At 70.5% G+C, this 14,398-nt stretch carries 13 protein-coding genes; 10 read left to right on the plus strand and 3 right to left on the minus strand.

Features of this window, described 5'->3' with window-relative positions; translation table 11 throughout:
* On the minus strand, positions 1-3,090 hold the full coding sequence (locus tag AB0M36_RS01335; RefSeq protein ID WP_364150601.1) for an EAL domain-containing protein: 3,090 nt from the start codon (positions 3,088-3,090) through the stop codon (positions 1-3).
* A 112-nt stretch (positions 3,091-3,202) separates the two neighbouring features.
* Between AB0M36_RS01335 and AB0M36_RS01340 the strand changes: the two genes are divergently transcribed.
* The 6 genes from AB0M36_RS01340 (at position 3,203) to AB0M36_RS01365 (ending at position 8,042) form a co-directional block, all read left to right on the plus strand.
* Positions 3,203-3,799 (plus strand): 50S ribosomal protein L11 methyltransferase, encoded by a 597-nt coding sequence (locus tag AB0M36_RS01340; protein WP_364152194.1) that lies wholly within the window; start codon positions 3,203-3,205, stop codon positions 3,797-3,799.
* Between the two features lie 90 nt (positions 3,800-3,889).
* The gene (locus AB0M36_RS01345; protein WP_364150604.1) at positions 3,890-5,113 is read left to right on the plus strand and encodes an NRAMP family divalent metal transporter; all 1,224 of its coding nucleotides are present in this window, start codon (positions 3,890-3,892) and stop codon (positions 5,111-5,113) included.
* Between the two features lie 15 nt (positions 5,114-5,128).
* Positions 5,129-5,887 carry a 5-oxoprolinase subunit PxpA gene (locus tag AB0M36_RS01350; RefSeq protein WP_364150607.1) on the plus strand — a complete coding sequence of 253 codons (759 nt, stop codon included), beginning with the start codon at positions 5,129-5,131 and terminating at the stop codon, positions 5,885-5,887.
* A gap of 2 nt (positions 5,888-5,889) precedes the next feature.
* Positions 5,890-6,504, plus strand: a complete 615-nt coding sequence (locus tag AB0M36_RS01355; protein WP_364150610.1) for an allophanate hydrolase subunit 1 — start codon at positions 5,890-5,892, stop codon at positions 6,502-6,504.
* An 11-nt stretch (positions 6,505-6,515) separates the two neighbouring features.
* Entirely contained in the window at positions 6,516-7,376 is an 861-nt protein-coding gene (locus AB0M36_RS01360; protein WP_364150612.1) for a biotin-dependent carboxyltransferase family protein, read from the plus strand.
* Between the two features lie 24 nt (positions 7,377-7,400).
* Positions 7,401-8,042: a GntR family transcriptional regulator gene (locus AB0M36_RS01365; RefSeq protein WP_364150615.1), complete on the plus strand. Its 642-nt coding sequence runs from the start codon at positions 7,401-7,403 to the stop codon at positions 8,040-8,042.
* Between the two features lie 17 nt (positions 8,043-8,059).
* Here AB0M36_RS01365 and AB0M36_RS01370 read toward each other — a convergent pair whose 3' ends face one another.
* Entirely contained in the window at positions 8,060-8,878 is an 819-nt protein-coding gene (locus AB0M36_RS01370; protein ID WP_364150618.1) for a DUF1932 domain-containing protein, read from the minus strand.
* An 11-nt stretch (positions 8,879-8,889) separates the two neighbouring features.
* The gene (locus AB0M36_RS01375) at positions 8,890-10,242 is read right to left on the minus strand and encodes a hypothetical protein (protein WP_364150621.1); all 1,353 of its coding nucleotides are present in this window, start codon (positions 10,240-10,242) and stop codon (positions 8,890-8,892) included.
* Positions 10,243-10,488: 246 nt separating this feature from the next.
* On the opposite strand from AB0M36_RS01375, the gene AB0M36_RS01380 reads away from it, so the two are divergent.
* Genes AB0M36_RS01380 through AB0M36_RS01395 form a run of 4 tightly spaced genes read left to right on the plus strand, consistent with a single transcriptional unit; the run spans position 10,489 to position 14,388 of the window.
* A complete protein-coding gene (locus AB0M36_RS01380) occupies positions 10,489-11,559 on the plus strand; it encodes a hypothetical protein (RefSeq protein ID WP_364152197.1) in 1,071 nt (356 codons plus the stop codon).
* Positions 11,556-12,581, plus strand: a complete 1,026-nt coding sequence (locus tag AB0M36_RS01385) for a thymidylate synthase (RefSeq protein WP_364150624.1) — start codon at positions 11,556-11,558, stop codon at positions 12,579-12,581. Before AB0M36_RS01380 ends, AB0M36_RS01385 begins: the two co-directional genes overlap by 4 nt.
* On the plus strand, positions 12,578-13,138 hold the full coding sequence (locus AB0M36_RS01390) for a nucleoside-diphosphate kinase (RefSeq protein ID WP_364150627.1): 561 nt from the start codon (positions 12,578-12,580) through the stop codon (positions 13,136-13,138). The genes AB0M36_RS01385 and AB0M36_RS01390 overlap by 4 nt, the downstream gene beginning before the upstream one ends.
* The gene (locus tag AB0M36_RS01395) at positions 13,135-14,388 is read left to right on the plus strand and encodes a hypothetical protein (protein WP_364150630.1); all 1,254 of its coding nucleotides are present in this window, start codon (positions 13,135-13,137) and stop codon (positions 14,386-14,388) included. The genes AB0M36_RS01390 and AB0M36_RS01395 overlap by 4 nt, the downstream gene beginning before the upstream one ends.
* Positions 14,389-14,398 lie beyond the last annotated feature (10 nt).

Raw genomic sequence — 14,398 nt, forward strand, 5'->3', positions numbered from 1 at the left:
CTACGCCGCGGCGGCGATCGGCTGCGGGTTGCGCAGCCAGGTCAGGGCCTCGGTGGCGTCCAGCGGGGACGAGTAGAAGTAGCCCTGGCCGAGGGGGCAGCCCAGCTGCGCCAGGATCTCGCGGTGCGCCGCGTCCTCGATGCCCTCGGCGACCACGGTCAGGTTCAGCGTCTGCGCGAGGCTCACGATGCCGCGTACGAGGGCGAACTGCTGGTCGTCGGCGACCATGTCGTCGATGAACATCTTGTCGATCTTCAGGACGTCGATCGGCCGCTGGCGCAGGTAGCCCAGCGAGGAGTAGCCCGTGCCGAAGTCGTCGATCGCGATGCGTACGCCCAGGTCGCGCAGGATCGCCAGGTCCGACCAGATCTGCTCGTCGTCGCCCATCAGGAGGGTCTCGGTGATCTCGAGCATGAGTGCCTGCGGGGGTACGCCCGCGAACTCCAGCGACGTCCGGACCTGCTCGACGAAGCCGGCCTCGCGGAACTGGCGGACGGACACGTTGACGCTGACGTAGGGCTGGCGCGTGCGCGGCAGGATGCGGCGCCACTGCGCCACCGTGTGCAGGGCCTGGTCGAGGACCCACCGGCCCATCGGCACGATCAGCCCGCTCTCCTCGGCGACCTCGATGAACTGGTCGGGCGCGATGACGCCGCGGGCGGGGTGGTGCCACCGCACCAGCGCCTCGAAGCCGACCGCCTCGTCCGAGGCCAGGTCCACGATCGGCTGGTACTGCAGCAGGAAGCGGCCCTCGTTGACCGCGTGGTCCAGCGCCGAGCGCAGCTCGAGGCGTTCGACCATCGCGCCGTGCAGGTGGCTCTGGTAGCGCCGCCACTGGTTCTTGCCGGCGCCCTTCGCGACGTACAGCGCGAGGTCCGCCTGGCGCAGCAGCTCGTCGGCGTTGTCCGCCTCCGGGGTCGTGGTGATGCCGATGCTGGCGACGGCCTGCAGCGGCTCGCCGTCGACGACGATGGGCCGCGCGAGCGCGGCCAGGATGCGGGTGGCGGTCTCCTCGACCGCGCCCGGGTCCTGCACGTTCTCGACCAGCGCGGCGAACTCGTCGCCGCCGAGCCGGGCCGCGGTGTCGTCGGCGCGCAGGGCACCCGAGATGCGCTCGGCCACGGCGACGAGCAACTGGTCGCCGACGGCGTGGCCCAGGGTGTCGTTGACGATCTTGAAGTCGTCGAGGTCGATGAAGAGGACGCCGACCACCGAGCCGTCCCGGGCGCCGCGGGCCAGCGCGTGCTGGAGCCGGTCGGCGAACAGCACCCGGTTGGCCAGGCCGGTGAGCGCGTCGTGGAACGCCTGGTGGGTGAGCTCGCGCTCGAGCTGGCGCCGCTCGGTGACGTCCCGCAGGGTCATCACCAGCCCGGACACGGTCTGGTCGGCGCGCAGGTCGCGGCAGTGCATTTCGAGCATGACTTCGGTACGCCGCCGGCCGACCGCCCGGAAGTCGAGTCCCTCCGGGGGCACCGCGCCGGTCCGAACCCCGGCGAGCACGCTGGCCAGCCGGGGGCGGTCGCCGGGGTGGATGATCTCGGGCAGCCGTACGCCCACCGGGTCGGCGCCGAGCACGTGCACCGCGGACGGGCTCGCGTAGCGGACCCGGTCCTCGTCGTCGACGATCAGAATGACGTCGGAGGTGTTCAGCACCAGCGTGCGGAAGTACGCCTCGCTGTTGCGCCGGATGACCTCCTCGCTGAGGCCGATCCGCTCGAGCGCCAGGGCGACCTGTGTGGCGAGCACCTCCAGGGCGTGCTGGAGGCCGAAGAGCGCTCCCGCCGGCGCGCCGACGTGCAGGACGCCGACCAGCGGGTCGCCGGTCGGCCGGTCGGCCAGCACCAGGGGGCAGCGCAACACCATGTTGAACTGCGTCATGCGTACGGCCACCGCCCAGTCGACGTCCCGGGTGGCGACCAGGCGCGCGGAGGTGCCGGCGGCGCGGTCCGCGGCGGACTGGGCCGCGGCCTCGGGGGAGGTCAGCTGCTCCGGCTCGGTGAACGCCATGGCGAGCACCACCCGGTGCGGCACGTCGGCGGGCAGGAGCTGCTCGACCGCCTTGCGGACGGCGTTGGCGACCTCGTCGGCGTCGGCCGCCGAGACCAGCGCGGCGGAGGCCTCGCGCAGGCCGCGCTCGCGGGCCAACGCCAGCCGGTGGCTTGCCATGATGCCGGCCATCCGGGTCAGGACCAGGAGGAACGTGCACGCGCTGAGCGTGGCGATCACGGTGAGGTCGGGGACCCGGCCGTCCACGCCGACCTGGAAGATCAGGACGGCGGGGGCGACCAGGGAGGCGAGGGCGAGCAGGGCGAGCCGCGTGCGGCCCAGCTCGGCCTGCGGCTGTGCCGTCTCGCGGGTCAGCCCGGTCATGCCGGGTAGCAGTGCGGCGATGCCGATCCCGGCGTACAGCGGGATGCGCCCGAAGACGGCCAGATAGGTGTAGTTCTCGGGCGCGCTCAGGTCGGTGATGACGTCGGAGGCCAGCATCGTCAGGATGCCGGCGGCCAGAGCGCCGGCGGCGGGCAGGCGTCGGCCGACCGTGATCAGGAGACGGGCCAGCATGCCGAGACAGATCAGCCCGCCCACGGGGAAGGCGACGGCGATCCAGCGGTCAAGGTCGGAAAGGCCGGCGTCGCGCACGCGCGGCCCGATGACGAAGGTCCAGGCGAGCAGGCCCACGCCGCAGGTGAGCGTCAGGGCGTCGAGCAGCCCGCCGCGGTCGCGCCGGCCCCGGGTGATCCGCCTCACGAACAGGAACAACGCCGTGGCCAGCACCGGATAGAAGATCAACAAAACCGCCGTGCCGACCGTACGCAGCCAGGCGACGTCCGCGCCGGCGGCGTAGACGGCCGAGCCGGCCGCCGAGAGGCCGACCGCGGCACCGAGCAGGTGCCACGGGCCGGGGTGGCGGGGGCGGTACCGGCGGAGGCCGATGCTCAGGGCGAGCACGGCACCGACGCCGGCGACCAACCGGATGGGTGCGCGCCAGTCGGGCTCGAGGGTGAACAGCAGGCCGAGACCGGCCATCACCACGCCGAAGAGGACGGCCGCCATGCGTGCCGGCATGCTGTCCTCCCCTTCATCGAGCACTGCGCGACTATGGGACCCTGATCGGTTCCCTGGCACGACACCTAAGCAGAATCGTGGGGTGTCCACTTCTGCCGACTTCGTGCGCGCGAACACGCGGCTTGCGCCCGTACCGATGCTGCCCGAGCTTGTGTTGCACCAGGCCGACGATCCGATCGCGCTCTGGGAGCGCACCGAGGCCGGCGGCGCGGAGCAGCCGCCCCCGTTCTGGGCCTTCGCGTGGGCCGGGGGCCAGGCGCTGGCCCGGCACGTGCTCGACGATCCCGACCTGGTCTCCGGGCGGGCGGTACTCGACCTGGCGACCGGTTCGGGACTGGTGGCGGTGGCGGCGGCCCGCGCCGGCGCCCGGCCGGTGACCGCCAACGACATCGACCCGCTCTCGCTGGCCGCGGCGGACGCGAACGCGGCGGCCAACGGCGTGCGGATCGAGCCGGTCGAGGGCGACCTGCTCGGCGGCGGATACGAGCCCGCGGGCGTGGTGCTCGCCGGGGACGTCTTCTACAGCCGGGAGATGGCCGGTCGGGTGCTGCCGTTTCTGCGGGCCGCCGCGGGCCGGGGCGCGCTTGTGCTGGTGGGGGACCCGGGCCGGGCGTATCTACCGGTCGACGGCATGGTGCGGCGAGCGGTCTACGACGTCGGGGTGAACGTGGAGCTGGAAGGCGTGCCGGTGCGTCGCACAAGCGTGTGGCAGGTGCTGCCCGCCGCCCGGTAACGCAGATTGTTGAACAACTCTTGTGGTTTCGTTCAACAATCCCTACCGTCGACGGTGCCTCCATCGATCCACACCGATTCAGGAGTGCTCATGACGACGGACACGACCACCCGTTCCCGTTCCCGCCGATCCGCCCTCGTCGGGGCGATCTTCCTCATGGCGACCAGCGCCATCGGCCCCGGCTTCATCACACAGACCACCACCTTCACGGCGAAGCTGGGCGCCGCCTTCGCCTTCGGCATCCTCATGTCGATCCTCGTGGACTTCGTCGTCCAGATGAACATCTGGCGGATCATCTCGGTCAGCGGCAAACGGGCCCACGAGATCGCCCACGCGGTCGTCCCCGGCGCCGGGCACCTGCTCGCCGCCCTGGTCATCCTCGGCGGCCTCGTCTTCAACATCGGCAACGTGGCGGGCACCGGCCTGGGCCTCAACGCCGCGCTGGGGCTCGACCCCAAGCTCGGCGGCGCCCTCAGCGCGCTGCTCGCGATCGTCGTCTTCACCGTGAAACGCGCCGGCCTGGCGATGGACCGCCTGCTGATCGTGCTCGGCGTCCTCATGGTCCTGCTGACCCTCTACGTCAGCATCGTCTCCCAGCCGCCGGTCGGCGACGCGCTGAGGCAGACCGTCCTGCCGGACGACATCGACTTCGCGGCCATCACCACGATCATCGGCGGCACCGTCGGCGGCTACATCACCTACTCCGGCGCCCATCGGCTGCTGGACAGCGGGACGACCGGCCCGGAGCACGCCCGGGAGGTGACCCGCGGCGCGCTGACCGGCATCGCGGTCACCGGCCTCATGCGCTTCCTGCTCTTCCTGGCGATCCTCGGCGTCGTCGCCGGCGGCGTCGTGCTCGACACCAGCGGCAACGCCACGGCCCAGGCGTTCGAGTCGGCGGCGGGCGAGTTCGGGCAGCGGGCGTTCGGCGTCGTGCTCTGGGCGGCGGCCATCACCTCCGTGGTCGGTGCGGCGTTCACCTCCGTGTCGTTCCTCAACGCCTTCTCACCCGCCCTCGCCCAGGGCCGGCCCCGGTCGTGGGCGACGGTGGCGTTCATCGCCGTCAGCACGGTGATCTATCTGCTGATCGGCACCGCGCCGGCCGCCCTGCTGGTCTTCGCCGGCGGCTTCAACGGGCTGATCCTGCCGATCGGGTTCACCATCCTGCTGTACGCGGCCTGGCGCCGTCGCGAACTGCTCAAGGGCTACGCGTACCCGGCCTGGCTCCTCGGGCTGGGTGCGATCGCCGCCGCACTCACCTGGTACATGGGCGCCACCTCGGCCCGCACGATCTTCGACTATCTGTCCGGCTGACCCTGGGGAGCAGACATGGACCTCAACAGCGACCTCGGCGAGGGCTTCGGCGCCTGGCAACTCGGCGACGACGCGGCGATGCTGGAGATCGTCAGCAGCGCCAACCTCGCCTGCGGGTTCCACGCCGGCGATCCGCGTACGCTGCTCGCCACCTGCGAACGGGCGGTCGGGCGCGGCGTGGTCATCGGTGCCCAGGTGGGCTACCGGGACCTGCCGGGCTTCGGGCGCCGGTTCATCGACTACGAGACCGAGGACCTGGTCGCCGACCTGATCTACCAGATCGGCGCGCTCGACGGGCTCGCCCGCGCCGCCGGGGACCGGGTGCTCTACATCAAGCCGCACGGCGCGCTCTACAACACGGTCGTGCACCACGAACAGCAGGCGGCCGCCGTGGTCGACGCGGTCCGGCGCTACGACCCCGATCTGCCGGTGCTCGGCCTGCCCGGCTCGGTCCTGCTCCGGCTGGCCGAGGACGCCGGGCTGCGTACCGTCCGCGAGGCGTTCGCCGACCGGGGCTACCAGGCCGACGGCACGCTGGTGCCGCGACGTTCGCCCGGTGCGTTGCTGCACGACCCGATCGAGGTCGCGGAGCGGATGGTCCGGCTGGTCACCGACCGCACCCTGGTCGCGGTCGACGGGTCCGTCATCAAGATCGAGGCCGACTCCATCTGCGTGCACGGGGACTCGCCGGGGGCGGTGGACCTGGCCCGGGCGGTGCACGACGGGCTGACCGCGGCCGGCGTACGGATCACCGCCTTCGCCGGAGCCGGATAGCCATGACGAGATTCCTGCGGTGCGGGCGGGAGGCCGTGCTCGCCGAGGTGGACGACCTCGACGCGGCCCTCGCCCTGTACGCGTCCCTGCGCGCCGCCCGGCTGCCCGGCGTCGTCGACCTGGTCCCGGCGGCCCGGACGGTGCTGATCCGGCTCGACCCGGCGGTCACCTCCCTGGCCGCGGTCCGCCGGGCGGCCGCCGCCCTGCGACCCGGCGATGCCGACCGGGCGGCCGGCGGCACCGTGGAGATCCCGGTGCTCTACGACGGACCCGACCTGGCGGAGGTGGCCGATCACCTCGGCATCTCCGTGGACGAGGTGGTGGCCCGCCACACCGGCGCGCGGTGGACGGTCGCGTTCTCCGGATTCGCGCCCGGGTTCGGATACCTGACCGGCGACGACCCGACGCTGGACGTGCCGCGACGCACCTCGCCACGGACCCGGATCCCGGCCGGGTCGGTCGGGCTCGCCGGCCGATTCTCCGGCGTCTACCCGAACGACAGCCCCGGCGGCTGGCAACTGATCGGCAGCACGACCGAGCGCATGTGGGACCTGTCGCGGCCCGAGCCCGCGTTGCTGGTTCCCGGCGTACGGGTGAGCTTCGTGGTGCGGCGATGAGTGGTGCGGCGATGAGGATGACGGTGCTGCGGACGGGCCCGCTGACAGTGATCAAGGACGCCGGCCGTCCGGGGCACGCACACCAGGGCGTGGCGCCGTCGGGCGCGGTGGACCGAGGCGCTTACGAGCGCGCCAACGCCCTGGTCGGCAACGCGCCGGGCGCCGCCGTCCTGGAGTGCACGCTCGGCGGGTTGCGGGTCTCCTTCGACGAGCCCGCCGTCGTCGCGCTGACCGGCACCGACGCGGTGCTGACCGTGGACGGGGTCGCGGCCGGAGAGGTCGTCACCGTGCCGGCGGGGGCTGTTGTCGCGGTGACCATGCCGAGGCGCGGGCTGCGCAGCTATCTGGCGGTCCGCGGGGGGATCGACGTGCCGCCGGTGCTGGGCTCGCGCTCGACCGACCAGCTCGCGGGCGTGGGGCCGGCCCGGCCGGCGCCGGGCGACATCCTGCCGGTGGGCCCGCCGCGGCCGGTCGGCCCGCCGCCGCCGGTCGGCCCGCCGCCGGCGCCGCCGGCCCGGGTCGCGACAGGACCGCTGGAGGTGGACCTCGGGCCGCGCGACGACTGGTTCACCGCGGAGGCGATCGCGACGTTTCTCGGCGCGGAGTACACCGTGTCGCCGGCCGGCGACTCGATCGGCCTGCGGCTCGACGGTCCCGCGCTCACCCGGGCACGCAGCGCCGAACTGCCCAGTGAGGGCGTCGTCCGCGGCTCGGTGCAGGTGCCGCCGGACGGCCTTCCGATCGTCTTCCAGGCGGACCACCCGGTGACCGGCGGCTATCCGGTGATCGCCGTGCTGACGCCGGAGTCGGCGGACCGCGCGGCCCAGCTCCGCCCCGGCGCCACGATCCGCTTCACCCGCGCGCCGGACTGATCGCCGGGCTGGTTGACTGGGGAAGTGACGACCGTGGAGAAGGCCGGCTCCGCAGCCCGCGCGGTGGAGCAGCTGCGCAACTCGATGATCAACGGAGAGCTGGCACCGGGCACCCGCCTCGCCGAGGCGTCGCTGACCGGGCCGCTCGGCGTCTCCCGCAACACCCTGCGTGAGGCGTTCTCCACACTGGTCGAAGAGGGCCTGCTGGTGCGCCGCCCGCATCGCGGAGTCTTCGTCGCCACCCTCAGCCCGGCGCAGATCGCCGACATCTACCGCGTCCGCGTCCTGCTCGAATGCTCGTCGCTCGCCCAGGCCCCGACCAGCCCGCCGCGCGCGGCGGGCATGCGCGCGGCGGTCGACGAGGCCACCCGAGCCGCCGAGGCCGGCGACTGGCGGGCCGTGGGCACGGCCAACATGCACTTCCACGAGCAGATCGTGGCGCTCGCGGGCAGCCCGCGCCTGGACGCCTGGATGCGCCAGCTCACCGCCGAGCTCCGGCTGGCCTTCGCGACGGCTCCGGGCGAGGAGGCGCTGCACCGCCCGTTCGTGTCGATGAACGACGACATCACCGCGATGTACGAGGCCGGCGAGGTCGACCGGGCCGCGGAGATGCTTCGGGAATACCTGCTGACCTCCGAACGCGTCGTCCTCGGCAGACTGCCTTAGACGGTCCTTGCCACCTGCTAAGCGTCTCGGAGATGATCAAGAACTTCCGCTAAGGACAGGTCGGTGTCCTTGTCCCCAACCCACCGCTGCAACACCTCTGCCGCAGCGACGGCGAGATGCGGAGGAAGGTTGGCATCGGCCAGGCTGTCGGCGACATCGTGAAGTTCCGGCGCCCACCGCCAGGCCCGGGCAGCCACGCTGGGGAGATAATCGGGGTCGGCCAGGGGGGTGCGGGAATTGCGTTGCGCCTCGGCGACAAGCTGATCAACGACGTCGTGCTCAGCAGCGAGGGCATGAGCGACCGCAGCCAGGGCACGGCTCGCTTTCTGGAAGCTGGCGTAGGCCATCTTGAGACCGCTCGCCGCTCCAACCGGTCCATTCAGCACCACCGCTTCGACCGCTGTGCCGCTGAACCTCGAAGCCACTCTGTCGGCGTGGTCACCCGCTAGATAGAGGCGGGCGGTCGCAGCGCCGGTCGGCGGCGGACCGATGATGGCCGCGTCGATGAATCGGGCCCCAGCAGTTTCGAGGACGGTCGCGATGCGCTGGGCACGTGCGGGGCTGATTGCGTTGGCGTCGACGTAGATGCCCTGGTAGCCGGTCTCGGCGACCCTGTTGGCGAGATTTTCGGCTGCGGCCGGGGGACAGATCGATAGCAGGACATCGACGTTGTCGGCCAACTCGGCGAGATCTGCGGCGGGTGTCAGGCCCGCCATGTCCGCGCGGCGACGGGTAGCGTCGCTGCGGCCAGCCGGGTACCAGAACACGTGGGCGCCGCTCCGTCGCACTTGGGCGCCGATCGCGGCGCCCATTTGGCCGGGATGCAGCACGGCCATCGCCGAACGACTCACCGGCACTGTCCAGCCGGCAACGCGGGCAGCGACAATTGATCGGTGCGTGCCGTGATTTCGGCCTTCAGGTCGTTCGCTAGTTGCGAGCCGCGATAGCGCGGTTGGTTCAAGGTGACGCCGACCTGACGCAGCCGGCGCGTAACGCTGTCGGTGGGCCTGCGGGCGGAAACCTCCAGGACGGCCCTGACCTCGATGGCGGCGCCGTCGAGGTCAGGCAGCCGGCGCGATGTCGACTCCTCATTGGGCGCGTAGAGAAGCGCGACGGCCAGGTCCAGTCGGGCCAGGTTTTCTTCTCCCAGCCGGCGGTCTTCCGGGCGGGCGCTCTCATAGGCTTCGACGGCGTTGCGCGCGTCGTGTTCCGCCTGAGCGATGGCACCCGGGTCACCGAGCCACAGTCGGGCGGTGGCGGCGTAGAAGTCCTGCTTAGGCTGGGGAAAGCTCATCATGCCGCCGAAGTCGTCCTCGCCGATGGTCGCTTCGCGGACGACGCGGGCGCGGGCTAGGGCGGCGTCCACGCCAGCGCGATCCCGCATTTGCCCACGGGCGCGAGCCTCGATAGAGGCGAGCCGGACAAGAGCGGTGCCGTTCTCGGGGACATAACGTGCCCCTTGGACAGCCAGGTTCACCGCCTCGCGGGGACGGTTATCCCAGTACGCCACAAGGCTCTGGGTGCCACGAATCCAGGCACGCAGCCCGTTGTGGCCCGCGAGTTCGGCGCATAGGTAGGCGGTACGGGCTTGAGTTTCGGCGGCGGCGAGGTTGCCGAGATCGAAGCTGGCGTTGGCGAGCACACCGCAGAGGGTGCCAGCTATCAGGTAGAGATCGCGTGTTTGATCCGGGTACTGCTGGCCTTCCAGGAGTTCGAAGGCGCGGCTGCGAAGCCCGCGAAGTTCGACGAAGAGCGGGTACACCGGCCGATTGGGGTAGACGGTGACGATGCGGCGCAGGTCGGAGGCGAACTGATCAAGAGTATGCGGGCCGACATTGGTCTGCTCGGCGGTCATCATGAACCTCGCCGATTCGGCGGCCGCCTCGGCCACTTCCTCGTCAGGCTCACCTGGTCCTCCTGCTACTGAGCGTGCCTGAGTGCCGGGCGCCCCGAAAAGGTCAGACGCCGCGACGTCGAACATCGCCACAAGTACCCGCTGCTGTCCGGGATATGGCAACCCTTTCAGCTTTCCACCGAGCCAGCGGCTCGCCGTCTGCGGCGTAATGTTCCGAGGTTGCCCGAAGATCTTCTTGGCCGCGGCGGCGTACTCGCGGCAGAAATCGGCGTGGGCCCAGTGCCGCTTGCGGACCAGTTGCTCAAGCAGCGTGCGTGACGGGTTCGTCTCCTCGTCAGCGTCCACAAGCGGCTCCCTCCGGTTGCATCCACCATCCTCGCTCGCTGGTCGCGCTCGCGGGACAACCGTACGCGCGTGCCACGAGTCCACGGCCAAGACGAGAACCCATGCGCACAGATGTGAGCAGAAGTGACAGTCGTGGCATCCCCCTGCGCCCTTCACCTAGCGCACAGTCTGGAACACAGCGGGTTTCAGAGACCAGTGGCGATGCATCTGAGGGAGGGTGACATGCCCGGCGGCGCGCAGAGAACGATGAAGATCGGCTACAGCATGTGGGGTTTCCTCACGGCGGGTGTCCTGGATACCCCGGATGGATCCCGCGCCTACCGGCGGCCACTGATCGACAGACTGAACGACGCCGGGTATCAGGTGGTGTTGTTGCAGGCCAACCGCGACCTCGATGAGGCTGGTGTCGACCTGCGCGGCGCGTACTGCTTCGACGCCGGGCTGCCCGAGCTCAGCGCGGTGATCTTTGAGTGGCGGTGGCCGCTGCCGGGCCGTAACACCACCGCCTGCGGCTCCGAGGGACATACCTGCGACCTGCACCGACAGCAAGGACTCATCGAGCACTACACCCTCGGCCGGTCGACGCCGACGCTGGTGTGGGACCTTGACCGGCAACTACCAGCCGATGACCCGCTGCGCGGGCATCCGGCGGTCACGGTCGCCGAGTACGCCCTGTTGCCGAACCCAGGCGCGGTCACCGTGACCTGTCCCGTTCCGGACGAGGCCATCGACGACTCCGAGCCGGGAGACCTGGCACGCCGGGCACGCCCGCTGGACCTGGTCTATGTGGGCAACCAGTACGGCCGCGACGACGCCTTCACCACGTTCTTCGCCCCGGCAGCCGCTCACCTTGCACACCGGGTTGCCGGCAAGTGGCCTCGCACTGAGGCGTGGCCGCACGTCACGTTCACCGGTCGTGCCCCGTTCGATGAGGTCGCGACCATCCACGCCGCCGCCCTTGCCACGGTGCTGCTGCTGCCCGAGCGGTACCGCGCGGCCGGGCACCAGACGTCGAGGCTGTTCGAGGCCGTCACCCAGGGCTGCCTACCGCTGACCCCGGCCGACACCGCCTGCGCTGACGCGTTCGCCCCCGAGGTGCTGCACGTGCACGACGGCGCCGACGTCCTAACGAAAACCCGCTGGCTGCGCCGCTTGTCCGGCAGCAGCGAACACCGGGACTTAATCGCCACCTGTCTGACCTACCTCGAGCCCTACCGGCTTTCCCGGCAGGCTGCCATGTTGCTCCATGCCCTGTACCAGCTCACCGCCGACCGGCCGCCGCTGTGTGACAGCGACTCGGAAAGGACCCGCGCGTGACCCTCACCCCGACAGCATTCGCCACGTTCACCGACGTGTACGCCGCCGTACTGCGCGGCATCCGTCACCACCACGTGTACGACACCGCCGGGCGCGGCGATGACGCCCTCGAGGTGACCGACGTCAGCTTCCGGCTCACTGATCCCACCGACCGGACCCCCTACCTGGCCACCCGGCGGGCCAACATCGCGTTCAACCACGCGGAGGCGCTCTGGTATCTGACCGGCCGCGACGACGCGGACATGATCTCCTACTACGCGCCGAGCCTGGCAAAACTGTCCATCGACGGCGTCACCCTGACCGGCACCGCCTACGGGCCCCGCCTGTTCGCCTCCGGCGTCGACGGCAGGTCGCAGTTCGACCGGGTCATCGAGCTACTACGCGCTGACCCGGACACCAAACGAGCCGCCATGGTCATCATGCGGCCCGACGAACTCATCGATCCGGGCAACCCGGACGTCGCGTGCACCCTGGGCCTGCAGTTCCTGCTTCGCGAGGGCCGGCTGCACATGAGCGCCTACATGCGCGGCAACGACGCGTACATCGGCCTGCTCGGCGACACGTTCGCGTTCACCTTCATCCAGGAGTACGCCGCGCGCCGCCTCGGTATACCGGTTGGGTACTACAGCCACCACGTCGGCTCCATGCACCTCAACGTCCTCGACCTGGACAAGGTCGACATCATCCTCCAGGAAGCCGCCACCGCGACCCCACCGGTGTTCGAGCCCCGGTTCATGCCGGTCACCACCGACGACGACCTCGCCCTGATCATGGAGTACGAGAATGCTCTGCGCGTAGGGGACGTCGGCTTGTCCCCGGCCGCCGCCGCGGCCCTGCCGCTTCCCGCCTACTGGCGCCAGGTGCTACTGCTGTTCGAGGCGTACCGGCAGATCCGGCACACCACACACCCCGTCACGACCGACGTCGCCGACGTTCTCGACCCCGGTCACCGATGGCTGCTGGCCGCCCGCTGGCCGACACGGATCACCAAGCTGCCCGTCTGTGCCGGACAGCCCTCATGACCAGCCCTCGCCCCCGCACCGAGTCCCCATCCGGATCGAACCGAGCCGCGATCGACTGGTCGCGGTGGACGGTCATCCTGCTCAAGCCTGACTGCCTGGCCCGAGGACTACTCGACCCGATCCTCACCTGGATCGACCGCGAGCTCGACGTGGTCGACGTGAGCAAGCTCTGGCCCACCGAAGAGCAGATCTTCGCCCACTACGACGACATCCTGCCCCTGTCCGACCAGCTCGGCCGCGACGTCCCGGCTGAACTGCGCCGCATGTACGTCGGCCAGCAAGCAGCCGTCGCCCTCGCCCACGGGCGCGACGCCGCGTCTCGACTGCGGGCGCTGCTCGGACCGACCGACCCGGCCACGGCCGGCCCGGACACCATCCGCGGCCGGTTCGGCGCCGACACCCTGCGCAAGGCCATGGCTGAGGGCCGCCTGGTCGACAACCTCATCCACAGCTCCGACACGGTCGAGGTCGTGGCCCGCGAATTCGGTATCTGGTACGGCCCTACTCGCCGGCACCTGCTGCGCGCTCCGCAACCCCACGGAGGAACTCACCGATGACCGTCACCGTCACTGACTCTGGTCTCAACGTCGGCCCCCGCGCGCTGACTCTCATGCCCGCCCCGGTGCAGGCCGACCTCGACCCGTACATGGCCCAGTGGATCGGCTACCGCAAATCGGGGCTGTCGCTCAACCACGTCATAGGCTGCCCACTGGACTGCGGCTACTGCGTGCGCCATTTCTGGGGCAACTTCGAGGTCAAGAAGCCGCAACTGCTGGTCCCCACCGAGCAGGCGATTCAAGGACTGGTCGCACATCCGCAGTTCCAGCCGCACGTCACGCCGTTGCAACTGTTCAACAAGGCCACCGACCCGTTTCTGCCTGGCGTCAAGCCGCACCTGTTCCAGGTTCTGCGCGCCCTCGACGCGCGCGGCTACACCAACCACGTTCTGATCATCACGCGGTTCCGGGTAACCGCCGACGACATGGCCGTCCTCGAGAGCCTGCGCCACGTGCGCGTGACGCTGCTGTTCACCTACTCCGGCATCACCGACCCGCGCGTAGAACCCATCGCCAAGAGCGAAATCACCGTCGGATCGATCCGCACCGCCGTCGCCCACAAGAAACGCACCGGTGTGATCCTGTACTGGCGGCCCATCACCCCCGGCTGGAATGACAGCGACGCCACGATGGCGCACGTGCTCGACGTCGGGCGCGACGTCGACGCGATCGTGTTCACCGGCCTCTACCACAAGGCCGAGAACGCCTCCTACCTGCGCGAACAGGGCGTCGACGTGCCGTATAGCGACGACGAGTTCCATCGCCGCAAGACCATGCCCATGGACCTGGACGCCCGCGTCGTCGCCGCTTGGCGCGACTCGGGAATCAGCACCCCGCTGTTCCGCAAGACCTCCTGCGGCGTCGCATACGCGCACCAGGTCGCCGACTACAACGGCCATTGGGGCGTCCGGGAGCTGTGCGACATTTGTCCCGCCGCCCAGCAACAACTCTGCGCCATCGCGCACACCGCGCCGAGCCAGGAGGACATGCGCCGCGTCCTCAACCAGTTCGGCTACCGAACTCCGTTCATCATCGAAGACGGTCATGTCTGGACCCACGGCCTCGGCGAACAGCGCCGCTACGCTGTCCAGCACACCCTCGGCTACCAGATCTGGGAACTTGACCAGCCGCACGTGTTGCACGCCCACGGCCGTTCGTTGACCGGCCATGACCTGCCACCCGAGGAGACCGCCCGCTTCCAGGCGATCCGCGACGAGTTCACCCACCAGGCACGCTTCACCGACGAATAGCCTCCGGAGT

Source organism: Actinoplanes sp. NPDC051346, from assembly GCF_040682215.1.
GTDB lineage: Bacteria > Actinomycetota > Actinomycetes > Mycobacteriales > Micromonosporaceae > Actinoplanes.